Origin of the sequence: Streptosporangium sp. NPDC006930 (genome assembly GCF_040635605.1) — a bacterium.
GTDB lineage: Bacteria > Actinomycetota > Actinomycetes > Streptosporangiales > Streptosporangiaceae > Streptosporangium.
The window spans coordinates 505,719-530,018 of the sequence record NZ_JBEYID010000002.1 but is presented as its reverse complement, the minus strand read 5'-3'; the positions used below and the strand labels follow the sequence as shown (position 1 = coordinate 530,018).

The window sequence follows — 24,300 nt, the reverse complement described above, 5'->3', positions numbered from 1 at the left end:
GCCCGCCGTCCGCTGCTGTGCTCAATGCAGTAAGCGGACGGCGTCGGCGTGCAGGACGATAGAGCCGGACTGTCCTAATTGCTCCCGATGTACGCCAAAACGATCGCCAGGGAGAGAACCGCCCCGAAACCGAACAACCAGGGGGCGTTTTTCCGGTTGGTCTGCCACGCGACAACACTCGCTGCCGTAGGTGTCACTACCATCATGATTCCGGCAGCTGCCATCAATCCTGCGGCTCGTTCGTGGTCGACAAAGGGGCGGTCCCAAGTGGCTAAGATCCCCCTGGCAAACAGGTATGGAGAGCCCAGTAACCAGACCAAGGTCAGGACGACCAAGAGGACACCGCTCCAGACTCGCGACTTCGGCGCCTCTGATTCCATGATCTGAATTCTTGCTCGGATCTATGAGATGAGCATGGGGGCGGTGGCCAAGTGACATCGAGTTGTTGCTGCTTCGTGGCTGCCTTCCACGACAAACGTCCTTAGGCACTTGACCTACCAAGTCGCATCTCTTACTCTCAAAGCACTTGATAGGTTAAGTGTCTGTCAGTTGACAAGAGGAGTGCCATCATGGCTCTGCAAGGACCCATCCCCGTCACCTTCGCCCAGGTCTTCCCGCACGGCTGCTACGTCGTCGGAGAGGTCGAGGCGGTCAAGGACTTCGACGCCTCCACCAACGGTCGGTTCGTCCAGTCCCGCGACAAGACCACCGGAGAACTCGTCTGGCAGGTCGCGGTCATGGACGCCGACCCGACCGTCAAGCCCGGACAGAAGACCGTGGCCGTCAAGATCCTCTCTCCGGTCCAGCCCGTTCCGCCGGCCCCCATGCCGGATCTGCCCTTCACCCCGGTCGAGTTCGACCACGTCACCGCCACCCCGTATGTCAACGGCGCCGGACGCCTCGCCTACTCCATCAAGGTTCGCGAGATGCGTGCCCCGCGCACCGGTCCCGGCGCCTCCGCTCCCGCACCTGCCAAGCACACCTCCACCACTGGAAAGGACGTCGCCTGATGACGCGTCGCAGGACTCACCGCATCAGCACCATCACTCTCAACACCGGCCGTGGTGCCCGCGCCACCAACCACCCCTACCTGGCGCGCCCCCCGGTCCTGGCGCTCGACTTCGGTGCCGTCTCGCTCCTGGTCACCACCTCGGCCGGTGACCTCGTGACGGCCTCCGATGTCGAGTTCGCCCGCCAGCTCGCCCACGAGGCCGACCAGTTCGCCCGCTCGGTCGAGAGCAAGTTCACCGTCCCGGCCAACGAGTCCGACCAGGGCAAAGCGGCCTGACACGTAAGCGGGGCCGCTGGAACTGGCATTCCGGCGGCCCCTCGTCTCCCCAGACAGCGAATCAAGAGAGGGCTCAAGCCTATGTTCAAAAAACTGCCCGGTGACGAGGCGCAACACCTCGTCTCCACGACCCCCGACACGGCTGTGGTGTTCCGCCCGGCCGTCCTCAAGACCCCTGCCGTCGTCACCATCGTCATCTTCACCTGGCGACTGCTGGCCGGTGCCGTGCGGCTGCTGTGGCGCTACCCGATCGCCTCACCCGTCGCCGTCGCTCCCGGAGTGCTGAGCTGGCTGTACGGCTGGCAATGGGGCATCGCGCTTCTCATCCTGGTGCCCGTCGCTCTCACCACGTGGCGGCTGGTCGATCGAGCCTCGTTCCTGCGTCTGGTGGGCTGGCGGCTACTGGCCTGGTGGCGACGGGTGTGGATCTACCGGCGGCACTGGCAACCGGTGATGATCGTCTCCGGTCTCGGCCGTCACCTGCGGGACCGTGACTACCTGCCCCACCTCGTCCGCGTCACCTGCACCTCGTGGGCGGACCTGGTCACGGTGAAGATGCTCGCCGGACAGTCGGTCAAGGACTGGTCCGACCGCATCGAGCACCTCGCCCATGGATTCGGTGCTACCTCGTGCCGGGTGACCGTCGCCCGGTCGGGTCGTCTGCTGCTGGCCTTCCCTCGGCGCGACCCGCTGGCCGTCCCCTTACCCGCGCTCCCGATTCCCGCCGTGGCGTCGGTGGGGCCGGTCGAGGTCAGCAAGCAGGAGGACGGCACCCCGTGGCGGCTCAAGGTTCACGGCACTCACGTCCTGGTCGCCGGAGCCACCGGGGCGGGCAAGGGCTCGATCATCTGGTCCACCATCCGGGGCCTGCTGCCTGCCGCCCGTGCGGGTCTGGTGCAGATCTGGGCGTTGGATCCCAAGCTGATGGAGCTGTCCTTCGGCCGTGACCTGTTCGACCGCTACGCCGCCGACCCGGCCACGTGCGCCGATCTGCTGGAAGCAGCCGTGAAGATCATGCAGGAGCGGGCGGGCCGGTTCGCCGGAGTCCAGCGCAACCACGTTCCTACCGTCGATGACCCGTTCGTCCTGGTGGTGGTCGACGAGGTGGCGTTCCTGACCGCCTACCAGTCCGACAAGGGGCTCAAGCTCCGCATCTCGGCGGCGCTGGCGACCTTGACCACGCAAGGTCGTGCGGTGGGGGTCGGCGTGCTGGCGGCGTTGCAGGACCCGCGCAAGGACGTGCTGAGCATCCGCAACCTGTTCCCCGACAAGGTCGCGCTACGGCTGGACGAGTCCGAACAGGTGGACATGGTCCTCGGTGACGGTGCTCGGGATCGGGGCGCGCTGGCCGACCTGATCTCACCTCAGCCGGACCTCGGCGCGGGCATCGCCTACGCCCGTCTGGAGACCTCACCTGAGCCGATGCGTGCCCGTGCCGGCTACGTCTCCGATGCCGATATCCGCGACATGGTCGCCGTGTTCACCGCTGACACGCTGCCGCTGACGGGTGAGGTGGCCTGATGAGAATCACCGTTCACGGCACCCCGTCCGAGATCGACGGCCTTCCCTTTCGGCGGCTGCGGACGTTCAACGCGAGGTGACGGTGATTGTCGATCTCGACACCGCTCACCTCCTCAAAGACCCCTACAGCGATGCCTGCCGGATCTCCGTCGACGTGGTCAACCGAGAGGAGGCCATGTGACCGATACCCCCATCCCCTCGCCGAATGGCTCCGACCGCACCTTGCCCCGCCTCGTCCGTGACACCCTGCCCCTCGCCTTGGACGTCGCCATCGAGGTCGCCAAGAACAACGGTGTGTGCATCCGGCCGATCGAACTGCGGCGCCTCGACACTCACACCGGCCTGACCGAGTCGTTCAACATCCCCTGCGGCGCCACCCAGGAAGCCAAGTGTCCGCCGTGCGCCAACCGCAACCGCCAGCTCCGCCGGGCGCAGTGCCGGGAAGGCTGGCACCTCGACCATGAACCGGTCGCCGAACCCAACCCCTCCACCGAAGAGCAGCGGTGGCTGATCGAGTTCCGGGCCGACGTGCAGGCCAAGCGGGATGCGGCCGAACACAACGGGGAAGAGGTCGCCGACTGGGACGAGGCGATCGCCGGGATCGATGCGGAGATCAACGTCGCTGGGATGCGGGGCAACGTCCTGGGTGGCCGATCAACTCCCAAGCGCTCCCGTTCCACGAGGCGGCGCCAGGATGCGCCGGACCTGCCCAAGCGGGCCAAGCAGAACACGACCCTGGGGCGGACCTTCATCGCCTCCGACGGCAAGGTCTACCGACCGTCCCTGTTCGTCACGCTGACCCTTCCCTCGTACGGACGCGTTCGCAACGGCGTTCCGGTCAACCCGAGCACGTATGACTACGCGGCGGCGGCTCGCGATGCCCTGCACTTCTCCAAGCTGGTCGATCGGTTCGTGCAGAACCTACGGCGGGTGGCGGGCTATGACGTGCAGTACTTCGCCTCTGTCGAACCACAGAAGCGGCTCGCTCCTCATCTGCACATGGCGATCCGCGGGACCATGCCGCGTGCGGAGGTCAAGGCGATCGCCGCCGCGACCTACCACCAGGTGTGGTGGCCGTCCGTCGATGAGGTCCGCTTCGACGGTGACCGTCTGCCGGTCTGGAGCGAGCGGGCCGAACGGGCTGAGCCCTACCCGGACGGGCAGGCCGGCGACTACCTCGACCCGGCCACCGGGGAACTCCTGCCCACCTGGGACGAGGCGCTCGATCTGCTCGGCACCGGCGAGGGGGCCGAACCCCTGCATGTGGTTCGCTTCGGTGCTCAGGTCGATGTTCAGGGCGTGCTCGCCGGATCACCGGACGCTGACCAGTGCATCGGCTACCTGTCGAAGTATCTGACCAAGAGCCTCGGTGACCCCCTCGACCCTGATGACCCGGACAACCACGCTCGCCGGGACCACGCGACTCGGATGGTCGAAGCGCTGCGCTACGAACCCTGCTCGCCGACCTGCCCGAACTGGCTGCGGTACGGCGTGCAACCCAAGGGGGCCAAGGCGGGCATGATGCCGGGCCGGTGTAAGGGCAAGGCACACAAGGCCGAACACCTCGGCTACGCGGGCCGTCGCGTCCTGGTCTCCCGTAAGTGGTCGAACAAGACCCTGCGCGAGCACAAGCAGGATCGCCGGGCCTGGGTGCTCGACATGCTCGGCCTGCCCGACGAGACGGTGACCGACCCGCACCGCTACGTCTGGCGGCCGGTCTCGCCCAAGGATCCCAACCGGACCCCGCTGGCCAAACGGCTGCTGCGTGAGGTCGCCAATCGCCAGCGCACCCGCGCACGCCTGATCGAACTTCAGGCCAGAGCGGACGGCATCTCTGTTCCAGGCCTTTCGGCAACTCCGGGACTGGAGGTGGCGGCATGACCAGGAAGACAGGGCAAGAGCCCGCCTCGCCTCTCCCGGAACTCGCTCAAGGCCGGTTGCTCACCGTCGAAGAGGTCGCCGAACGGCTGAACACCTCGGTCCGCTTCCCCCGTCGCCTGATCGAGGAACGCCGGATCGCCTTCATCCACGTCGGGCGCAACGTCCGCATCCCCGAAGCGGCTCTTGAGGCGTTCATCGCTGCCGGGCTGGTCGAACCGATCACCACCACACGACGCAGGAGGGCCGCGTAATGGTCAAGACCGCTGTTGCCGCTCCCGGGGAAGGTCCCCGGCGCAAACCGACAAAGAGGCGTTTCGGGCGCGTTCGGCAACTGCCCTCCGGTCGGTTCCAGGCTCGTTACCGGGGACCGGATGACATCGACAGGGCGGCTCCGGAGACCTTCGCGACCAAGCGCGACGCTGAGGTCTGGCTGACCAAGAAGGAGGCCGAGATCCTCGCGGGGGACTGGAGCAATCCGGACCTCGGCAAGGTGGCCTTCAAGGAGTACGGCTCCGACTGGGTGAACGAACGTCCCGGCCTGCGGCCCAAGACGGTCCAGCTCTATGAGGGCCTGCTCCGCCTGCACCTGGTCCCGACTTTCGGCAACCTGGCCGTGAGTGAGATCAAGGCGGCTCACGTGCGCAAGTGGCGCAAGACGCTCCTGGACGAGGGAGTCGGACCGGTCACCGTCGCCAAGGCGTACCGGCTGCTCAAGGCGATCATGAACACGGCGGTGGAGGACAAGATGATCAAGTCGAACCCGTGCCAGATCAAGAGCGGCGGTAAGGAGGAGTCGCCCGAGCGTCCGACGCTCACCATGGAACAGGTCTTCACGCTGGCCGGTGCGATCGAACCGCGGTTCCGGGCGCTGGTGCTCCTGGCGACGTTCGGCAGTCTGCGGTGGGGTGAGCTGGCGGCGCTCCGGCGCAAGAACCTCGACCTGGACGCCCGGACGGTCCGGGTGGTGGCCTCCACCACCGAACTCAAGGACGGATCGGTGACCGTCGGCCTGCCCAAGTCCGTGGCCGGTACGCGGACGGTCGCTCTTCCCGAGGTGGTGGTCTCGGAGCTTCGCGCACACCTCGACACGTACACCGAGGAGCATGACGAGGTGTTCGTCTTTCTCGGCGCGAAGGGCGCGATGCTGCGGCGGCCGGCCTTCAGCCGGATCTGGGCCAAGGCCCTGAAGGAGGCGAACCTTTCCGGCGTCCACTTCCACGATCTTCGCCATACGGGCAACACGTTCGCCTCGCAGTCGGGTGCGACGCTGCGGGAGTTGATGAACCGGATGGGGCACTCGACCACGCGGGCCGCGCTGATCTATCTGCACACCGAGAACGGGCGGGATCAGATGATCGCGGACGGCATGGGAAGGCTCGCCGAAGCGGCTCTCAAGAAAGAGGATCCACCGGGATCGGGCACGTAACGGGCACGGAAGATCGAAAGCGCTCCGGAAACAACTAAGGCCCCGGTTCGGATTTGCATCCTGACCTGGGCCTTCAGTCTTGGAGCGGGTGACGGGAATCGAACCCGCGCTGTCAGCTTGGGAAGTGTATGGATCACAGCTTGTAGGGGCGCTGAACTGGGCGTTCGGCCGGTCATGAGTGACCGTGGTTAACCCCTCGTCACCCTGTCTAATGGCACGCTAATGGCACGAGCGACAGGATGATCCGGTGAAGCTGAACGAGAAGGTCGCGGCGGGGATCGCGGAGGAGTACCTGGACCGGTGGCGACGTGTCGCACGCTACGACGAGCTCGCCGTGATGGAAGAGAACGGTGACAAGGACTGGGAGAACGTCACCGGCGAGGACGGCCAGGAGTACAAGGTTCTCTCCTACGTGCTTCCACATGGCGACGAGACGCTTCGGATGGTGATCTCAGTGAACCACCGGAGGAAGGGTGATCATGAGGCTGCTGACCCGCTGATCCGGGAAGCGGTCATGCGCTCAGACGGCACCGTGACCACACCGGCAGATCTGGCCGAGCTAGAGGACCGTTGGCTTCTGCCCTACCGCGGTATGCAGGTAGTCCAGGTCCAGGTGAGCTATCAGTTGACATTGCTCCTCGACGGTGACGCCGCGGTGAACATGGAGACCACGGCGACCCTCACCAGCGGCTCACTGAGCGCTCCCGACGCGGAGCCGGTCCAGCTGGCCCCTGAACGCCAGGAGGTGGCGCCGGCCCTGGCGCTCTTCGGCGCGACAGTCGTGTCATCGGTCGCCTTCAAGTCCGGTGCGCTGCGGCTGGTCTTCGACACCGGGACACACCTGAACGTGAAACCCGATTCCCACTACGAGGCGTGGAGCACCTGTGGTCCTGACGATGTGCGCTTCGTCTGCCTGCCGGGGGGTGGACTTTCGATTTTTCGATGATCGAAGAAGCCAGTTTGGAAGATCTCGGCATGTGGTTCTCCGACCTGCGGTGTTCCAAGTCAGTGACGGTCGCGCTGTATCCATGAGTCCCCCTTGTTCACCCTCCTGACAGACACCAACGGACACGGCATGATGCCAAACCCAAACCGCATTAGCAGCTCTAATCTTGCCCGTTCAGATCAGTTTCACCTGGACCAACGGGCGCGGCCGGTCCCTGCGGAACGGGGTTGAACGGGGCTGGATTGCAACTAGAACTGCAACTAGGCCAGTCGCTTCATGCCGTCTGCGCATCCCCGTGAGCATCGCTTTTTCCTCGGCGTCATGTGCGGTTCATGGGAAAGAAAACGTCACCGTAGGCGGGATAGTACGCTCAGTGGGTGGCCCGCATCCTGCTCACTGCCTTCCTGGTCGTGATCACCTACGCCGCACGTCGCCGTCATTTACGGCCCCCGTCATCGCCCGAACTGCCCCCCTCGATCCAGCCAACCAACCATTCCCGGTGGACCATGATCGGAACCGTCATGGCTGGTGCGGCTGCGATCGCCGCCCTCATCGTGGCAAGTTTGGCCCTTTTCATGCAGACCCAAGACCGTGCCGACCGGCTCGAACGGGAACGCCAAACCTTTGCCTCACGTGTCACGTTCTGGTTTGAGGCGAACAAAGCTAGCCAAGATATCATGTTCATACAAAACTCAAACACGGAGCCAATGATTGGCGCTCTAGTTATGCCTAGCGATCAATTGGGGGAATTCGATGCCATTATGCTCGGGGCCTTGCCGCCATGCAGTATCACTTATGGCGATACCGGGATGAGTCCAGTTTTAGTCCTGAGGCAAAAAACTGGAGAGCTTCCGACCCCTCTGTCGAAGGAGTACGATTACCTCCTCATTGCAGATCCGCAAAACAGGCAGTGGTTACGACGGTCCGATGGCGACGTTCGCGAAGTAACTGGTTGGCTGTCAGATCGACGGGTCCTCCAGCACGTCGTGCCAGTGGGTATTAGGCGTAAAGCGTCACCTAGCTGCTCCTCGAACTGATAGCCGCGGAGAGCGGAGCACCACAGATGATTGAGTGGTAAGGCCGCAATCGAGCGGTCATATTCGCGCCAGTAAAGAGCGACGGCTTTACAGGCCATGCCCGTTCCGGCTGAAAGATGGCCTCTCACCTGCAACGTCATCGTGCCTCGTTGCCATGAGCTTTATGATCATTGCACGTATATTGCACGGCGGTCCTTGGACCGGATGTTTGAGCTCCAAACCCAGAACCTACGGATTAAACGGCCTAATCATAGTCACCCTCTGCGCCCTCACCCATCGCCCCATCAGCGCAACACAATCAAGCAGCGGCTACGCGTAAGCAGCTACTCCAGCGAAAAAGATAATTAATGCGGTACCAGTCGCGCCGCCGCCAACCAGCAGTGCCCGAGCCCAGCCCGACCCGATACGTACTGTTATGAGCCCCGCAGCACAGCCGATGTTGATCGCGATCGAGCACGCGAGCAGCAGCACCAACACCTGAACCTGAGTCACCCTGACCTCCCTCATGAGTTATTTCTCACCGCCCCACTGTGCGCGGGCCAGCAATGCCAACGGTGACTGTCCACGCCGGTGTGCTGCTGCCGTATGCGACCCAGTAGGACACGTTCTGCCCCCTACTGCTGCTGGGAAGCCCTACGCTGCCCAGACATCCAAGGTGTCCAGCGCATGCTGACTGGACACCTGCGTACAAGAACCAGGGATCAGTCGATGGCCGAGCCAGATGAAGCGCCTGACCAGGACGCCAGGCCGCTGTTTGCCGATTTGCAGAAACTTCGCACGCTGCGCCAAGAACTGCTGCGAGGCAAACCTTCTGACCGCAAACTCGCAGCCGCAGCCACAGTGTCACCGACTACCATCGGCGCATGGCTACGCGGTGACCGCATGCCCCAGCGCATTGACGAACTCCTTGCCATGATCGAGGCCGTGCGCAAAGAGGCCGCTGCCCAGGGCATCTTGACAAGTACGGTGGCCGAACTACTGGAGTCGCAGCGTTGGCGCACCGCCTACCAGGCCGAATGCCGACGGCGGGCACACAACGATCGTGAAGCGGTTCAACGCGCCCACGCCATCGCGGCACTGGAAGAACAGGACCGAGTCGCGCGTTGGCGAGCGTTGATCGACCAGCCACATCCCGTACGTACCTGGACACCTCGCCGTCTGGGTGTCCATGATGCGATCAGCGGTACTACTTCAATGCGCGGCCGTAATTTCACACTGCCCGACTACATTCTTCGACCGCACGATCAGGAACTGCGTGATCACCTCACACACGCCGCCACGACCACGCAAACGATCCTGGTGGTGCTACGGGGAGGGTCATGCACAGGCAAGACTCGTGCTGCTACCGAAGCAGTCGCCGCGGTGCTGTCTGATTGGAATCTGGTTTTTCCTAAGGGGGCCGACAGCCTCCTAGCCGTCTTAGCCGCTCGCGCCGCAGGCCCGAACACCGTGCTGTGGTTGAACGACGCCCAAGACCTTCTGTACGGCACAGCTGGAGAGGCAGCTGCGGCTGCCCTACGTAGCCGTCTCGAACACCCTGGCCCGACCGTGATCATAGCTACGCTGTGGCCCTCCTCCTATAGAGAACTGACCGCTGCCCCAGCTCACGGTTCGCTAGATGAGCATCCACACGCACGCGGACTGCTGGCCCAAGGCCACCTAATCGATTTACCTGCCGCTTTCACGCCCGACCTACTCGCACAATTACGCGTTTCCGCTGACCCCTCCCTGGTCGCCGCCGCCCGCTCACGCCGAGCAGACATCACCCAAATCCTGGCTGCTGGCCCAGACCTGATCGATCACTACGAACACCCCAGCCTTCCTCACGGCATATACGGCAAGGCGCTGATCACTGCCGCGATGGATGCCCGTCGCCTCGGAGTGAACAGCCCCCTTCCCTTAGCCTTCCTTCATGACGCCGTCCCCGGTTACTTGGACGACGACCAGCGCGCAGCCGCTGCCCCCAACTGGTTCACCACCGCCCTGGCTTACGCTCGCACTCCGGTCAAGAACGTGGTGTCGGCCCTGCAAAACGTCCCCCGCTTCAAGGGAATGGGCGCTCAAGATAACCTGGTCCACCTCGCCGACTACCTTCAGCAACACGCCCGCAGCACCCGCGGTCGATGGTGCCCACCGGCGCCCTTCTGGGAAGCCGCAGTAAGCCACATCTATGACTCCCAAGCTCTCACCGTTCTGGCCCAAGCAGCCCAACGTCGCTTACGCTTACGACACGCTGCGCTGCTCTACCAGGCCGCTGCTAACGCCGGAAATCCCGGCGCGCTCCTGTCTTTGGCCCAGATGCTAAAAGACGTCGGAGACCAGGAAGGTGCCGAACGGTCACGTCAAACCACTACTGCCTGTGGAGAGTCCGGCAAACCTGCGGCTTTACATGACGAACCACGTCTTCAAGCTCGCGTCGCGCTGAAATCTGACCTGCTCACCATGATCCCCGACATAGCTCAGATGCTGACTGAAACTCAAGGGCATGAAGGGATCAAGCGGTTGTACCGGCCTGTAATTGCCTCTAAGAAACCTGGCATGCCTCAATCATTGGACGCCGAGCGACATTACCTTACGGATCAGGAGAGGGAGGAACAGCTCACTCTCTTCAGGTTGGACGCTGTCCGTCTTGTCACGCTCACTTTCCTAGCCCAGGTATCAGAAGAAGATCAGAACCGAGAGCAAGCTGAGCAGATGTATCAGGCTGTCGCCGACAGTGGAGGCATCATGGGCCTCGCGCTCCTGGCTTATGCGCGGGAACGGAGCGGAGCTCAGGAGGAAGCTGAACGGTTAGCCCTCCGTGTGGCTGACGCCGGACTTCCCGTGGCGCTCCGAACCCTAGCCGAACTACGGCAAGCAGCCGAGGACTGGAAAGGAGCTGAGTCAGTAGCCCGCCAGGCGGCCGACGCCGGCGCTCCTGAGGTCCTCATGTCTTTGACCCAAAAGCAGGCTGAACCAACACAGCAGCACTTGCTGAGATACGGGTTAGAACCAGACGGATCCATTTCTGATCCGTGGTGAGAAAATCGGCCCATCAGCCAACCTTCACAACCCACTAAAGTGGTTTTTCTGAGCAAGAGACGCACGTTTCGTGCATATTGACAAGTGTTTCTTCTTATTTCCCACGGACACGAAGACGAAGGACTTTCCCTATCTATCAGCCCGGCTCTGAGTTCCCTAGTCAGTCGTCCTGGCCGAGGTTTGGGAGGCGATGAAAGGTGTTTTGTCCGAAGCCATGATCAAGTATCTAACGCTGGTCAATTGTGCGAAGAAATTCATCGGCCATCACTTCGACGACCTCCGGTTCAACGCGAATTAGACTCGTTAGACAGATTTGCCAGTGGCCGACCGTTAATGCATGCGCGAGAAGATGTCTAGCTTCGTCTGTTATGACCTTGTCGGCTAAGTTTGCAAGCGCACGCGTTTTCTCGGCAAGATCGATAATTGATCGGGAAATACTTGCAGCGCGTACTGTGTGGCCAGCGTCAGCGTAGGCTTCCGCGACAATACGAAGCGCCCGCGATTGCTCTAGAGGGTCGCTAATTGAAAAAGCAATAGCTTCCGCCTCGCCTAGATCGCTAGTTTTAATACCAGCCCGCACAATCGCGGCAAGCCACTTCTCATGCTTTGAGGAATCTGCTATGGAAAAAACAATTCTTTCTGCTTGACCGATTTTACCGAGCGAAGCGACCGCCAACGCGATGGCAGCTAACGCCTGACCTCGCAGAACTGGGTCCGAAAAGGAGCGGGCAATTTTTATTGCTCGATCACCGTTATCAATCTTAGCCAATTCCGGCAAAAGTTCCTTAATTACCTTGTCCCGAAAGCTAGGATTAACGGTTGAGCTAGCAATCACTAGAGCTTGATTGATTAAACTTTGGGCTCGTTTTGTGTCACCAGCATTTGCTATTGCTCTTGCAATGACGACAAATGCTCTCGTTCGTAACTGGACGTTGGCGATAGTACCGACTACTCTTTCGGCCCGATCGATATCACCAGCTCCCACTGCCGCCTGCGCAACTAAAATCAATGAATTAGATTGAGGGTAGGGTTTTTCTATTGAATGAGCAATCGACTCTGCCCGATCTAAGTCGCCAGAATTAAGTTGCGACTTCACATATTTATCGAGTGTTCCTGGCTGAGAAGAGGATTGGGTTATAGAGTCATCAGTTGTCAGTGACTGATACGAATCCCTAGCACTCGATATGAGCGCCAAAAGCTTTGTGCGTTGAGTAGGGTCATGAATTTTTTGGGTCATTCTCTCTGCGTTTTCAAAGTCTCCGGAAGCGACCCCTGCTCGGACAACAACCTCGAGAGCTTTTTCCTGCTTTTCTGAGTCGGTAATTGAGACGGCGACTTTCTTCGCCCTCTCCAGGTCGCCTCTTGCTGCTATCGCTTCCGCGATAATAGTCAGTGTGTGCCATCGCTGCGCTAGGTCAGAAATGGAGTAGGCAATCGTTTCGGCACGTTCTAAGTCCCCGGCAGTGACTGCTGCTTGCGAAAGTGTGCTGAGTCCCTTGCTTTCATGGGATGAACTAGTGATCGAGCGTGCCAGAGCTTCAGCCTCACATGCGATCGCTTCGGCTTGGCCTTGGTGACCGCTTATAACTAGCCCAGACGAGACAGCAGCAAGCGCTCTAGCCCGTCGAGAAATGTTAGCGATGCTGCGGGCGATAATTACGGATCGGCTCGGGTCACCAACAATTGCTCTCGCTCGCGCGATATTAATTAAAGTATCTTCGCGGTCAGATGGTTTCGTTATTGAACCAGAAAGCTGCTCGGCCGAATTCAGGATTTTTTCGGCCTTATCTTGATTATCGATGGTCGCCATCGCGTGCGCTATAGCAATAAGCGCCCATGCTTTCCGTCCTGGATTTCGAATTACGCTAGCAATTACTTCGGCCTGTTCTGTGATCTCCACAGCCTTGCGCCAATCGCCAGCTGCGCTTGCTGCACGTGCAACAGCGGAAAGGGCTTGGGCACGCTCAGATCTACTTGAGATAGTGGCGGCGATATTCTGCCCCACTGGTAAATTCCCAGAATTGGCTACTTCGGTTGCAACAGCAGCAATCGCTTGATCACGCTCGGACCACGTACTAATAGAGTAAGCGATGCTCTTTGCTCGCTTTACATTGCCCACAATAGCCACAGCTCGCGCAATGGCAATAAGCACAAAAGTTTGCTGAGAGGGGCTGGCCAGGGTGCGCGTTAATGCTTCAGCCTGGTTTATTAGGATATCGGCTCGTTGTGAATCCTTGGCTTCGGCAACCGCGCGTGCGACTACCGCAAAAGCGTTAGCTCGCTGGTATGGGTCTGCTATGGAAGATATAGCTTGCTCAGCATGGATTCCGAGAATTTTAGCGCGCTTAAAATCTCCACTGGCAGCTATCTCCCGCACGACAGCAGCAAGTGCTCGGACCCGGCGAGAGGGATGACTTATTGAACGGGCTAAGGCCTCAGCACGGCTGGGACGATCAAGCTGTACCCATACTCCGGGAAGATTGACAGGTATATTTTCATTTCTATCTATTATTTTGGTACGATGTATAGCAAGTCGGCTCATTGCGAGCAAATCGGGAACAGCTTGGTCGGCGATAGCTTCTTGCGTCATCGTAATTTCGGTCAATGCGCTAGTATCGCCACCTATAATATCGAGCATCCGGTCGTGACGGTTCGTATCTATAGCAAACATAAGCATTCGCTGTAAATCATTCGTAGCATGTAGGAGCCTGAAGTAGCCACGTAAGAGGTACTCAGGGGTTTCATTCGGCCAATTTCGATTATGGTATTCTGCGGCCCAAACATGCAATCTACTCCTATATGACTCCAATCGCCCCTCACCGATGAATTTGATAGCCTGCTGCTGGAGTTCTTCGTGCCCGAGTAGATAAACAATAGTTTTCGGGCGCCAACGTCCAGCTCTCGGAGTAAAGGTTCGGCCAGAAACCACTCTTAGATGATCTTCAATTTCCCAGTTTGATGAGCCGGTAAGCTCGGCTAAATCTGCTCCGGACAAACCTCCGCCAGCAGCCGTGATTAAACCGAGCAAGTCCTGCTCAACTGTAGTGCCGCGGAGAAGCCGTTTGAGCTCGCGTTCTGCATCCTGACGGACGACCTCGGCATGCGGAGATGCCATGAGAGGCCGGACGATCTCTAAGTCGCGTAAGGGGTGATCGTCTGGCACGTCCGCAGGAATGGGAGGGTTCGGCCTACCCGCAACCACTACGCGCATGCCGGCTGGCGGGTTCGCCGGTAGTATCGCAGCAATGCTATGCGAGTCAAGCCCCGTAGTTACCCCTAAATCCTCATCAAGTCCGTCAACGATAAGGATTAGACGCTCGCCTTTGTCTTGGCAGATTCTGGCTGCTCTAGCAAGTGAGCCCAGCAGATGTGCATCACGGGTAGCATCAGATAATAATGTAGGCATGGGCTCACCGATTAGCTCTAAAACCTGCTCAAGGATCACATCGGTGAACGCGATTCGATCGCCCTGTCCCGCAAGACGGGCAGTAATAAAGAAAGATACAATCCGAACCCCCTTCGGGGGATTTAGTACGAACGATGATAACAGTGCCGACTTACCAGCCCAAGCCGCAGCCTTCAACCACAAATATGTTTTTGAGTCGGAGGCGACACAGAATTCAGTTAGATAGGAAGTTTCCTGCTCGCGGTCCAGCAGTTTCCCTGGAGCGATACGTTGGACTTGAGACAAATAATCCGAACGCACCGCAGGGCTAGCCTGCCCCATGGTGCCGCTAGAAATTATGCCAGCACTTGCTCGCCCTGCTAATTCGGCAGCCCTAATGCTTTCAGTGCTGAATGACTTCACAAGACCGTTAAGATCACGCCGAAGTGTAGAATTATTTTTTGTCGCAGCCGCAGGCGCATACCGGCCTACAAGCTCAGCAAGGCGACTAAATAACCTATCAGCTGCATCAACAGTTTCCGATTTCGTGATCTGCCGAAGCCGTGCAACCGCAATCGTTCGATCGCTTTCATCAACGCCTTCCAGCCGAAGTTCTCGTAGGCGTAGAGTTGAGAGAAGTGACCATGTTAGATCGCTTGCGGAGGCTCGTTTTATGTCAATATCAACAGCGATTGCAGCCGCCGCCACAACTTTATCAAAATGTATAAGCCTATCTCGAACTTCTTGAGCTGTCCGCCCTGGCCGAGCAACCTCCGCACGAAACTGCCTATTGTCGATCACATCCCGGGCAATACCGGCTAGCTCTCGAACCTGCTTCACGTGGGTATTAGGACTTGCAACCGCTAAGGCAAGCCGCCATTTTCCTGACGTCACTTCAAATGGATGATTATTCAGTACACGCAAGTAAGAGCTAATCAGGTCAACTGACGATTCGTCACTTAGAACGAACGATGGGGTACGCCGTACACCTATCGATACCCGGCGCTCCGTTCCATCTTCCAAGTATCCACTTACGACGATGTCATCTACCGCACTAAAAGCGCTGGCCTGAAAGGTAATCTCATGAGGGGTGACATCATCGCCTAACTCGAAAAGAGGATCAGCAGTCAAAAGGTGGCTAAGGAGCAGTGCCCCGTAGCGATGCTCGAGCACTGTACCGCCGCCGCCTGTCGAGTATGGGTTTGTTCCTCCCACATCGCTCCTTGGAGAGAGAATCAACTGTCGTAGACTACGCCCTAAAAGGCGTTTGGCTATGCGGGTTGGGGATCTCCAATTGGATGGTTTCGAAGCGGAGACCGCCGCTGAAGAACCACCTCATCGCATCTTTGCTAGCGGGGATCCTCCTAGTTGGCGCGACAGGTTAGGACTCGAACCTGCATAGGCTGAGCCGGTGATTCCGAGTCCGACATCCCTCTGAGCTGGCCATACGACTTTGTTTAAGGTGCTGGCGCGCAAGATTATCCATCGTGTACCCAAGATCTTGCTGTGCGCTCCCACTTCTCCATCGCTGTGGCTACGGCGATTGACCACGTTCCCCGGTGAGCCAGGGTGAGGAACGAACCCTGGATCTTCGATCGCCCCCGACCACGGCAGACCTCAACCAGGATGAGGCGATCGTCGGGCTGCATCGGGGCGGCGGCGCGACCAAAGGCCAGCGAAGGACATAGGTACGGCGCGGCGGGCGTGCGGCGACGGCCCGGAGTCCTGCCCGCGCGTCGGGACCGGCCCCCAGGCCGCATGCCCGGCGTGCGCCGCAGGCGCAGGGCCGGGCCGACGGCGCGCAGCGCCGCCGCCCCTTGATACCTATGAGAACAATTCGGCAGTGTGTTGGCATGATCCAAAACGCTTCGCATTGCATCGAGGTTCGCGTCACTGCCGGCAGCCGTGATGAGGCCGATCGGATTTGTTCGGCAGTGGTGGAGCGTCGGCTGGCCGCGGGGGCACAGATCGTCGCGCCGATCGAGTCGACCTACTGGTGGGCCGGGGAGATCCAGCGATCCAGCGAGTGGCTCTTGCTGATGACGACCACCACCGCGCGATTCGAGGACCTGGCTCGGTGTGTGCGAGAGCTGCACTCCTACGAGGTGCCACAGATCATCGCCAGCGCACTCGTAGCCGGCACGACTGACTACCTGGAGTGGATCAGGCGGGAGACGGCCCCGCGTTCCGGCGGGTAGCAGCAATGTCGCCGAGCAGCTCGCGAACAGCCTGGTCGCTGTGGGGTGCCAGGGCCTTCTCCACGGTGGCGAGGTGCTCGATCCCCCAGGTGGATTCGCTGCGCTGAGCGGATTCCAGAGCGCGACGGGCGTAGGTGATTCCTTCGGCAATGTCGCCGATCTGGAGTTGGGCCTGGGCGAGGTCGGCGTAGACGATCGCGGCCTTCTTGTGGTCGCTCTCCTGAGCAACCGCGGACAGGGCGGTCTGGCCGGCTTCGATGACGTGGTACTCATCGCCGAGTCGTACGTAGGTGGAGAGCTGGAAGGCGGCCATCCGGCCAGGGTCCAGGAAGCGGGTCCAGGCGCGTTCGCGGTGCGGGCGGGCTCGACCGTATGCCTCTTCGGCCTGGTACATCACCTCGATGGCGCGACGGTCACCCAGGGCGGCGAGTTCTTCGGCTTCGCGGCTGAGCAGCCAAGCGCGGGTGGCGTCGTCGCCCTGGGCGGGGAGGAACTGCTGGGCCTGGCGTACGGCCTCGTAGGCGGCGCGGCCTTCGACGGCGTAGGACTTGTAGGCGTGGGTGCACGCCTGAATGATCTGGTGCCCGCTCTCTTTAGCGGCCAGGGCCGAGACGCGCTCGAACGAGGCGGACTGTCCGGGCTGCTTCAGATCCCAGGCGATCCAGGAGGCCAGGGTGGCAGCTTCGCCGGCGGTGGCGGCCAAGCGGCGGCGGAAGCGGTCGGAGGGGCCGCTTTGGAGCAGGGTGCTGAGTTCGTTGATGTGGGTGGTGAGCCCTTGGTAGATGGCGCGGGCCGGAAGGACGTACTCCAGGCGGTGAAAGCCGATGGTGCGCGCTTCGAGACGCTCGATGGTGTCGTCGTCGAGGGCCTGGGGTCCAGTCAGGGCGCGGGAGAGGCGCTCCCAGGGGTCGCTGATGGTGGCCGCGGCTTCGGCGGTCATTCCGGCGGCGAGCAGGAGCATCGTTCGACGGTCCACGTGTGAGTCCAGCCTTCCCACGATCCAGGCCAGCGTTGGAAGGTCGACGTCCCAGGGGTCGTCGAGTCGGCGCGGGCCGGTGGCTACAACGCTTTCCACGTTAGGCAGAGAGCTTGTTGGCCTTCCATCCCGAGACGGGATGACTGCGGCGGGATGAGTGGTGGTGTCGATCACTCGGGATGGCGCGGTGCGGGTGGGGGCGAGTCCCAGGGCCATGCGGGCGGGGTTGGGCATGTCCAGGCCATCGGCGACGCGTTCGAAGACGTCGAAGGCGGTGACCTTGACGGTTCCCTTCATGATCTCGCTGATCTTGCCTTGGCTGAGATTCACGGCGGTGCCTATGCGGGTTTGACTGACCCCGGCGTATTGGCGGATTAGTTGAAACACTTGGCCGATATTGCGTTTTTGGAGGGCCGTTAGCATTTCGGGGCGCTGCCACAGTTCCGGCAGGATGACGACTGGTTTAGTCGCATCTGCGGGCATGTGTGGTGTCTCCCTTGCGGCTTCGGCTTCCGGATATACAACGCTTGCCGTTGAGAGTTATCCCGTCAAGGGATATCGACTATTCGGGGCAAGGATTCCGGCTCGGGATGGGTTGGGTAACCCCAGGTGACGAACCTTGATCCATGACTTCCGAGGATGAGTCGACGGGCGAGGATTGCGGGGCCTGCTGCGGTCGTGGCTGGCGGTGGATTCGCCGGAGCCGTGCTGATGTCGAATGCCGCATGGACGGCCAGGCGGTAAAGCCGGTCCGGATCAAGTGCTTCGACTGCCTGGGTTCCGGCGAGGTGGCGGCCTGATGAGCGGCAACGAGATTCCGGCTATCAGCCGGCAGAAAGCGATCACCCCGGTTCGGGCGGCGCGGCGGCTGCATGATGAGTTGGCGGCGTTGAACATCGCCTCGGATGTTCACGACGGGTACGGGCTGGCGCTGGTGTCGGTCTGGTTCGGGTTGGTCGTGTGGACCGATGGCCAGGTGTTCCGCTGGTGGGCCGGGCAGGAGGCGGGGCGGGCTCGTCTTCGGCGCTATGCCTTCTGCCCTGCGGGTGATCCGGTGACGGCTGCACGCCGGGTGGCGAGTCGTTGTGTTGAGCTTCGCGAGCGGGGGCCGGTTCCGGTTCCCGGCCCGAACGGGTGTGCTCCGCAATGATCGAGCTGACGGGCTGCTTGAGTCCCCACGTGTCCACACCGCAGGGTGGCCACACGCGGCTGGTCTGGCTGACCCCTGACCGGGGGACGGCGCGCCTGCGAGTGATCACCTGGACCTGCCGGTGCCGGGCCACGCTGTATGAGCTGTGCCAAGCCGGAGGACAGGGCTTCATCCGGCGCACGCTCCAGCGGGAAGGCAGTCCGGAAGTACACGAGACCTATCGATGGCCGATCCGGCAGGCCAGCGATATATGGAGGGCGTTGCTCTCCGGGGAGGCCCGATAGGCGGACGCGGCGACACGGCTGGCCTCGGTTGGTCGTGTCGTCGCGTCACGGGGTGAGAACTTCCTGTCGATCGAAGGGCTTCGCATCATCGACATGCGCTGATAGCCTGCTTGGCTAGACAAGCATGTTGAATGTGAGGCTCTAATGTCGTTTGAGTACACGCCTCCCAAATACGCGCAGTTGATCGCCGAGCTTGAACGGCGCATCGATTCCGGCGAGTATGCGGCGGGCTCGCTGCTGCCCAGCGAACACACGCTCATGGCGGAGTTCGGCATGGCACGGCCCACCGTGGTCAAGGCTCTCGGCGTCCTGCGCGATCAGGGATGGATCGTCACCCAACAAGGCAAGGGCCGTTTCGTACGCGGTCGCCCGGCGATCCCCAAAGACCAGAAGGCGCGCACGGGCCGCGAGCTCCTCGACCGGACAGAAACTCAGGCCGCGAGCAAGCTGCTGGCGGCCGGACCGGTGGAGGCTCCCAACCGCATCGCCGCCTACCTCGGCTTGGAGCAGAAATCCACGGTTGTACTGCGCAAGATCCTGGTGGAGCGCGACGGCGAACCTACCGAGATCTCCGCGACCTGGGTTCCGGCCGCTGTCGCCGAAGGTACGGCCCTGGCGGAGTCGGCCGATCTGCGACAGGGCATCCGGCGCTATGTGGAGAGTGCGGCCGGCGTCTCCCTGGATCACGTCATCGAGCACATCACCGCGCGCAACCCCACGGCCGAAGAGCGCAAGCTCCTGAGTGTGAAGCCCTCGGCCGCGCTGCTGGCTGTGTACGCCGTCGCCTGTGATGCGACGGGCAAGCCGTGGGTGGTGGTGGAGACCGTACTTCCCGGTGATCTTCACGAGCTGGAAGACGCCTACCCGATCCGGTAATCCAACTTTCCCCACGAAGCCCGCTTGGTGCACTTGACTAACCAAGCGGGCTTCGTGCTTAATGTAGAAGCAACTTGGTCAGTCAAGCAGGCTGAGCAATCAAGAAGAGGAGTTGTTGCTTTATGGCTATCCAAGGCCCCATCCCCGTCCACTTCGGGCAGGTTTTCCCGCACGGCTGCTTCGTCGTCGGCGAGGTCGAGCAGGTCAAGGACTTCGACGCCTCGTCCAAGGGCCGAACCGTCTACGCCAAGGACAAGAACACCGGAGAGCTGGTGTGGCAGGTCGCCGTCATGGACGCCGACCCGACCGTGAAGGCCGGCCAGAAGACGGTCTCGGTCAAGATCCTGTCCCCGGTCCAGCCGACCGTTCCGGCCGCGCTGCCGGGCCTGCCGTTCGTGCCGGTGGAGTTCGACGGCATGACCGCCACCGCCTACATCAACCAGAACACCGGACGCCTGGCCTGGTCCATCCGCGCCACCTCGATGCGCCCTCCCCGCACCGCGGCGTCCCCGGCCAAGGCTTCGGCTTCGGCTTCGACGGCCGGTAAGGACGTGGCCGCGTGAGAGAACACCTGCCCTACACCCGCGCCGTGGTGACCCTCGACGAGGACGGCACCCGACTCGACACCTCGTTTCGCACCCCGCACCTGTCGGTCATGGTGCTGGGCGCCGATGGCGGGCGGCCGTTCCTCCACCTGTCCTCCCGTGAGGCCCAAGTGATCGTCTCCACCACCGGCGGCGGACCGGTCACCGAACAAGACGTGACCCTCGCCCGGCAGATCGCCGACGCCGCCGCGCGCTACCTCGCCGACTGCGAGCGCCTGCACACCGAACAGTCCACCAACCCCCACCAGGTCGTCGACGAGTCCGAGCAGGGCAAGGCGGCCTGACACGAAGCGGGGCCGCTGGAAGGTGCAACTTCCGGCGGCCCCTCGGTTCTCCCCAGACGCGAATCAAGAGAGGGCTCAAGCCTAATGTTCAAAAAACTGCCCGGCGACGAGGCTCGTACCCTCGTCACCACGACCCCCGATACCGCTGTGGTGTTCCGCCCGGCCGTGGTGCGTACCCCGGCCATCTTCACCATCACCATCTTCCTGTGGCGGCTGCTGGCTGGCGTGGTCCGGCTCGTCTGGCGTCACCCGATCGCGGTGGCCGTCCTTGCCGTTCCCGTGGTGCTCGGTGTCCTGTACGGCTGGCGCCTCGCCCTGGTCGTCGTCGCCGTTCCGCTCTCGCTGCTGGCGCCGTGGCCGTTCTTCGATCGGGCCTCCTTCAACCGCTGGATGGGCTGGCGGCTGCTGGCCTGGTGGCGGCTGGTGTGGGTGTATCGGCGGCACTGGCAACCGGTGATGATCGTCTCCGGGCTCGGCCGGAACCTACGCGGCCGGGACTACCTGCCTCGCATCGTGCGCGTCACCTGCACTTCGTGGGCGGACCTGGTCACGGTGAAGATGATCAGCGGGCAGTCGGTCAAGGACTGGACCGACCACATCGACCACCTCGCCCATGGGTTCGGCGCCACCTCGTGTCGGGTGACCGTCGCCCGGTCGGGGCGTCTGCTGCTGGCCTTCCCTCGGCGTGACCCGCTGGCCACCCCCTTACCCGCGCTACCGATCCCCGAGAGGGCGTCGGTCGGGCCGGTCGAGATCGGCCGATGTGAGGACGGCACCCCGTGGCGGCTCAAAGTCCACGGCACCCATGTTCTGGTAGCCGGTGCTACCGGGGCGGGCAAGGGCTCCATCATCTGGTCCACGATCCGGGGCCTCCTGCCTGCGGTGCGGGCGGGGCTGGTTCAGGTGTGGGCGCTGGATCCCAAGCGGATGGAACTGTCCTTCGGACGCGCCCTGTTCGGTGACCGCTACGCCGCGAGTCCTGCGGCCTGCGCTGATCTGCTGGAAGCGGCGGTGGCTGTCATGCAGGAGCGGGCCGATCGGTTCGCCGGCCTCCAGCGCTCGCACACGCCCACCGTTGAGGATCCGTTCGTCCTGGTGGTGGTCGACGAGGTGGCGTTCCTGACCGCCTACCAATCCGACAAGAGCCTCAAGCTGCGCATCTCCGCTGCCCTGGCGACGCTCACCACCCAGGGCCGCGCGGTCGGGTTCGGCGTGATGGCAGCGCTCCAGGACCCGCGCAAGGAGGTCATGAACGTCCGCAACCTGTTCCCCGACAAGATCGCGCTCCGGCTCGATGAGTCCGAGCAGGTGGACATGATCCTCGGCGACGGCGCACGCGACCGCGGAGCACTGGCCGATCACATCTCCCCGGTCCCCGAGCAGGGCGCGGGCATCGGCTACGTCCGCCTGGAGACCTCACCCAATCCCATCCGCGCTCGCGCCGGCTACGTCTCTGATGCCGACATCCGCGCCATGGTCGCCGACTTCGCCGAGGAGGTACACCAGTGAAGATCATCATTCAGGGCACCCTCGCCGAGATCGACACCATCCCCTTCCGCCTCCTGAGCACCCTGTCCGACTCCCCGCCGCGGTTTGAGCTGGTGCTGTCCGACCTGGTGAACATCCGGGTGCGCTGTGACCCCTACAGCTCCTCCTACCGCTTCACCGCCGACGTGCTCGCCCGAGAGGAGGACATGTGACCGACGCCCCCACTTCCCCATCCGCCCCCTCGCCGGACGGCTCCGACCGCACCCTTCCCCGCCTCATTCGCGACACCCTGCCCTTCGCCCTGGACGTCGCGGTGGAAGTCGCCAAGAACAACGGCGTCTGCATCCGCCCCATCGAACTGCGGCGCCTCGACACCCACACCGGTACGACCGAATCGTTCAACATCCCCTGCGGCGCCACCCAGGAAGCCAAGTGCCCGCCGTGTGCTCAGCGCAACAAGCAGCTGCGTAAGGCTCAGTGTCGCGAGGGCTGGCACCTGGAGGCCGAACCCGTCGCCGAACCTCACCCCTCCACCGACGACCAGCAATGGCTGATCGAGTTCCGGGCCGACGTCCAAGCCAAGCGCGACGAAGCCGAACGCGACGGGGAAGACACCCTCGACTGGGACGAAGCCATTGCGGGCATTGACGCGGAGATCAACGCCGCCGGGATGCGCGGCAACGTCCTGGGCGGGCGGATGGCTCCCAAGCGGTCGCGTTCGACGAGGCGGCGTCAGGATGCGCCGGATTTGCCCAAGCGGGCCAAGCAAGACACCACCCTCGGCCGGACGTTCATCGCCCCCGATGGCAGGGTGTATCGGCCGTCGCTGTTCGTCACGCTCACCCTGCCCTCGTATGGCAAGATCCGTTCCGGTCTGGGCGTGCCGGTCGATCCGAGCACCTACGACTACGCTCGCGCGGCTCGTGATGCGCTGCACTTCTCCAAGCTCGTCGACCGCTTCGTGCAGAACCTCCGGCGGGTGGCGGGCTATGACGTGCAGTACTTCGCCACCGTCGAACCACAGAAGAGGCTCGCCCCGCACCTGCACATGGCCATCCGCGGCACCATGCCGCGCGCGGAGATCAAGGCGATTGCCGCCGCGACCTACCACCAAGTGTGGTGGCCCTCGGTCACTGAGGTCCGCTTCGACGGCGACCACCTGCCCATCTGGGCGGAACGGGCCGACCTGGGCGACGGCGCCACCTACCCGGACGGCCAGAGCGGCGACTACCTCGACCCCGCCACCGGGGAACTGCTGCCCACCTGGGACGAAGCCCTCGACCAGCTCGACACCGACGAGGCGGCCGAACCGCTGCACGTGGTCCGCTTCGGTGCTCAAGTCGATGTTCAGGGCCTCGTCGCCGGATCACCGGACGCGCACAAGCGCATCGGCTACCTCACCAAGTACCTGACCAAGAACCTCGGCGACCCCCTCGACCCTGACGACCGGGACAACCAGGCCCGACGTGACCACGCCGTGCGGATGGTTGAGGCGCTGCGCTACGAACCCTGCTCGCCGACGTGCCCGAACTGGCTGCGGTACGGCGTGCAGCCCAAGGGTGCCAAGGCGGGCATGTTGCCGGGCCGGTGCAAGGGCAAGGCGCACAAGGCCGAACACCTCGGGTACGCGGGCCGTCGCGTCCTGGTCTCGCGCAAGTGGTCCAACAAGACCCTGCGCGAACACAAGGCCGACCGCCGGGCCTGGGTGCTCGACATGCTCGGCCTTCCCGACGAGACGGTGACCGACCCGCACCGCTACGTCTGGCGACCGGTCTCCTCCAAAGACCCCAACCGCACTCCACTGGCCAAACGACTGCTGCGTGAGGTCGCCAACCGCCAGCGCACCCGCGCACGCCTGATCGAACTCCAGGCCAGAGCAGACGGACAACCTATTCCAGACCTTTCGGTGACTTCACTGGCCGCCTGACACCTGA

At 62.4% G+C, this 24,300-nt stretch carries 20 protein-coding genes; 17 read left to right on the top strand and 3 right to left on the bottom strand.

The genetic code is table 11. The annotated features are described in order from the left end of the window. The first annotated feature begins 569 nt into the window (after positions 1-569). The 8 genes from ABZ664_RS05700 (at position 570) to ABZ664_RS05665 (ending at position 8,099) form a co-directional block, all read left to right on the top strand. The gene (locus tag ABZ664_RS05700; RefSeq protein ID WP_362503461.1) at positions 570-1,010 is read left to right on the top strand and encodes a plasmid replication, integration and excision activator; all 441 of its coding nucleotides are present in this window, start codon (positions 570-572) and stop codon (positions 1,008-1,010) included. Beyond that, complete coding sequence (locus ABZ664_RS05695; protein ID WP_362503458.1) at positions 1,010-1,288, top strand: hypothetical protein; 279 nt, start codon at positions 1,010-1,012, stop codon at positions 1,286-1,288. Before ABZ664_RS05700 ends, ABZ664_RS05695 begins: the two co-directional genes overlap by 1 nt. Positions 1,289-1,369: 81 nt before the next feature. Further along, entirely contained in the window at positions 1,370-2,809 is a 1,440-nt protein-coding gene (locus ABZ664_RS05690; protein WP_362503456.1) for an FtsK/SpoIIIE domain-containing protein, read from the top strand. Between the two features lie 177 nt (positions 2,810-2,986). Beyond that, positions 2,987-4,690 carry a replication initiator gene (locus tag ABZ664_RS05685; protein WP_362503453.1) on the top strand — a complete coding sequence of 568 codons (1,704 nt, stop codon included), beginning with the start codon at positions 2,987-2,989 and terminating at the stop codon, positions 4,688-4,690. After that, complete coding sequence (locus tag ABZ664_RS05680; protein WP_362503450.1) at positions 4,687-4,941, top strand: excisionase family DNA-binding protein; 255 nt, start codon at positions 4,687-4,689, stop codon at positions 4,939-4,941. The genes ABZ664_RS05685 and ABZ664_RS05680 overlap by 4 nt, the downstream gene beginning before the upstream one ends. Beyond that, on the top strand, positions 4,941-6,116 hold the full coding sequence (locus ABZ664_RS05675; RefSeq protein WP_362503447.1) for a site-specific integrase: 1,176 nt from the start codon (positions 4,941-4,943) through the stop codon (positions 6,114-6,116). Before ABZ664_RS05680 ends, ABZ664_RS05675 begins: the two co-directional genes overlap by 1 nt. A 247-nt stretch (positions 6,117-6,363) precedes the next feature. Further along, positions 6,364-7,062 carry a DUF6188 family protein gene (locus ABZ664_RS05670; protein WP_362503444.1) on the top strand — a complete coding sequence of 233 codons (699 nt, stop codon included), beginning with the start codon at positions 6,364-6,366 and terminating at the stop codon, positions 7,060-7,062. Positions 7,063-7,439: 377 nt separating this feature from the next. Next, positions 7,440-8,099 carry a hypothetical protein gene (locus tag ABZ664_RS05665; RefSeq protein WP_362503442.1) on the top strand — a complete coding sequence of 220 codons (660 nt, stop codon included), beginning with the start codon at positions 7,440-7,442 and terminating at the stop codon, positions 8,097-8,099. Between the two features lie 309 nt (positions 8,100-8,408). Here the strand turns inward: ABZ664_RS05665 and ABZ664_RS05660 are convergent, their stop codons facing one another. Further along, entirely contained in the window at positions 8,409-8,591 is a 183-nt protein-coding gene (locus ABZ664_RS05660) for a hypothetical protein (protein ID WP_362503439.1), read from the bottom strand. Positions 8,592-8,807: 216 nt separating this feature from the next. Between ABZ664_RS05660 and ABZ664_RS05655 the strand changes: the two genes are divergently transcribed. After that, positions 8,808-11,120: a hypothetical protein gene (locus tag ABZ664_RS05655; protein ID WP_362503436.1), complete on the top strand. Its 2,313-nt coding sequence runs from the start codon at positions 8,808-8,810 to the stop codon at positions 11,118-11,120. 226 nt (positions 11,121-11,346) lie between these two features. Here ABZ664_RS05655 and ABZ664_RS05650 read toward each other — a convergent pair whose 3' ends face one another. Continuing rightward, positions 11,347-15,720 carry a hypothetical protein gene (locus ABZ664_RS05650; protein ID WP_362503433.1) on the bottom strand — a complete coding sequence of 1,458 codons (4,374 nt, stop codon included), beginning with the start codon at positions 15,718-15,720 and terminating at the stop codon, positions 11,347-11,349. A 722-nt stretch (positions 15,721-16,442) separates the two neighbouring features. Here ABZ664_RS05650 and cutA point away from each other — a divergent pair. After that, positions 16,443-16,703, top strand: a complete 261-nt coding sequence (gene cutA / locus ABZ664_RS05645; RefSeq protein ID WP_362503430.1) for a divalent-cation tolerance protein CutA — start codon at positions 16,443-16,445, stop codon at positions 16,701-16,703. Here cutA and ABZ664_RS05640 read toward each other — a convergent pair. Next, positions 16,669-18,102 carry a helix-turn-helix domain-containing protein gene (locus tag ABZ664_RS05640; protein ID WP_362503930.1) on the bottom strand — a complete coding sequence of 478 codons (1,434 nt, stop codon included), beginning with the start codon at positions 18,100-18,102 and terminating at the stop codon, positions 16,669-16,671. The two genes, cutA and ABZ664_RS05640, sit on opposite strands and share 35 nt — an antisense overlap. 376 nt (positions 18,103-18,478) lie before the next feature. Here ABZ664_RS05640 and ABZ664_RS05635 point away from each other — a divergent pair, with 376 nt between their 5' ends. The 7 genes from ABZ664_RS05635 (at position 18,479) to ABZ664_RS05605 (ending at position 24,293) form a co-directional block, all read left to right on the top strand. Next, on the top strand, positions 18,479-18,829 hold the full coding sequence (locus ABZ664_RS05635) for a hypothetical protein (protein ID WP_362503427.1): 351 nt from the start codon (positions 18,479-18,481) through the stop codon (positions 18,827-18,829). Between the two features lie 464 nt (positions 18,830-19,293). Then, the gene (locus ABZ664_RS05630; RefSeq protein ID WP_362503425.1) at positions 19,294-19,989 is read left to right on the top strand and encodes a GntR family transcriptional regulator; all 696 of its coding nucleotides are present in this window, start codon (positions 19,294-19,296) and stop codon (positions 19,987-19,989) included. Between the two features lie 122 nt (positions 19,990-20,111). Then, positions 20,112-20,552: a plasmid replication, integration and excision activator gene (locus ABZ664_RS05625; protein ID WP_362503422.1), complete on the top strand. Its 441-nt coding sequence runs from the start codon at positions 20,112-20,114 to the stop codon at positions 20,550-20,552. Continuing rightward, on the top strand, positions 20,549-20,878 hold the full coding sequence (locus ABZ664_RS05620; RefSeq protein ID WP_362503419.1) for a hypothetical protein: 330 nt from the start codon (positions 20,549-20,551) through the stop codon (positions 20,876-20,878). Before ABZ664_RS05625 ends, ABZ664_RS05620 begins: the two co-directional genes overlap by 4 nt. 84 nt (positions 20,879-20,962) lie before the next feature. Further along, positions 20,963-22,387 (top strand): FtsK/SpoIIIE domain-containing protein, encoded by a 1,425-nt coding sequence (locus ABZ664_RS05615; protein ID WP_362503416.1) that lies wholly within the window; start codon positions 20,963-20,965, stop codon positions 22,385-22,387. Then, complete coding sequence (locus ABZ664_RS05610; protein ID WP_362503412.1) at positions 22,384-22,578, top strand: hypothetical protein; 195 nt, start codon at positions 22,384-22,386, stop codon at positions 22,576-22,578. Before ABZ664_RS05615 ends, ABZ664_RS05610 begins: the two co-directional genes overlap by 4 nt. Continuing rightward, the gene (locus tag ABZ664_RS05605) at positions 22,575-24,293 is read left to right on the top strand and encodes a replication initiator (RefSeq protein ID WP_362503409.1); all 1,719 of its coding nucleotides are present in this window, start codon (positions 22,575-22,577) and stop codon (positions 24,291-24,293) included. Before ABZ664_RS05610 ends, ABZ664_RS05605 begins: the two co-directional genes overlap by 4 nt. Positions 24,294-24,300: the final 7 nt, after the last annotated feature.

Excerpts from the sequence above, each read along its gene's own strand:
- ABZ664_RS05700 (WP_362503461.1), top strand. The coding sequence starts at position 570 with ATGGCTCTGCAAGGACCCATCCCCGTCACCTTCGCCCAGGTCTTCCCG.
- ABZ664_RS05695 (WP_362503458.1), top strand. The coding sequence starts at position 1,010 with ATGACGCGTCGCAGGACTCACCGCATCAGCACCATCACTCTCAACACC.
- ABZ664_RS05690 (WP_362503456.1), top strand. The coding sequence starts at position 1,370 with ATGTTCAAAAAACTGCCCGGTGACGAGGCGCAACACCTCGTCTCCACG.
- ABZ664_RS05680 (WP_362503450.1), top strand. The coding sequence starts at position 4,687 with ATGACCAGGAAGACAGGGCAAGAGCCCGCCTCGCCTCTCCCGGAACTC.
- ABZ664_RS05675 (WP_362503447.1), top strand. The coding sequence starts at position 4,941 with ATGGTCAAGACCGCTGTTGCCGCTCCCGGGGAAGGTCCCCGGCGCAAA.
- ABZ664_RS05655 (WP_362503436.1), top strand. The coding sequence starts at position 8,808 with ATGGCCGAGCCAGATGAAGCGCCTGACCAGGACGCCAGGCCGCTGTTT.
- ABZ664_RS05640 (WP_362503930.1), bottom strand. The coding sequence starts at position 18,102 with ATGCTAACGGCCCTCCAAAAACGCAATATCGGCCAAGTGTTTCAACTA.
- ABZ664_RS05635 (WP_362503427.1), top strand. The coding sequence starts at position 18,479 with ATGAGCGGCAACGAGATTCCGGCTATCAGCCGGCAGAAAGCGATCACC.
- ABZ664_RS05625 (WP_362503422.1), top strand. The coding sequence starts at position 20,112 with ATGGCTATCCAAGGCCCCATCCCCGTCCACTTCGGGCAGGTTTTCCCG.
- ABZ664_RS05615 (WP_362503416.1), top strand. The coding sequence starts at position 20,963 with ATGTTCAAAAAACTGCCCGGCGACGAGGCTCGTACCCTCGTCACCACG.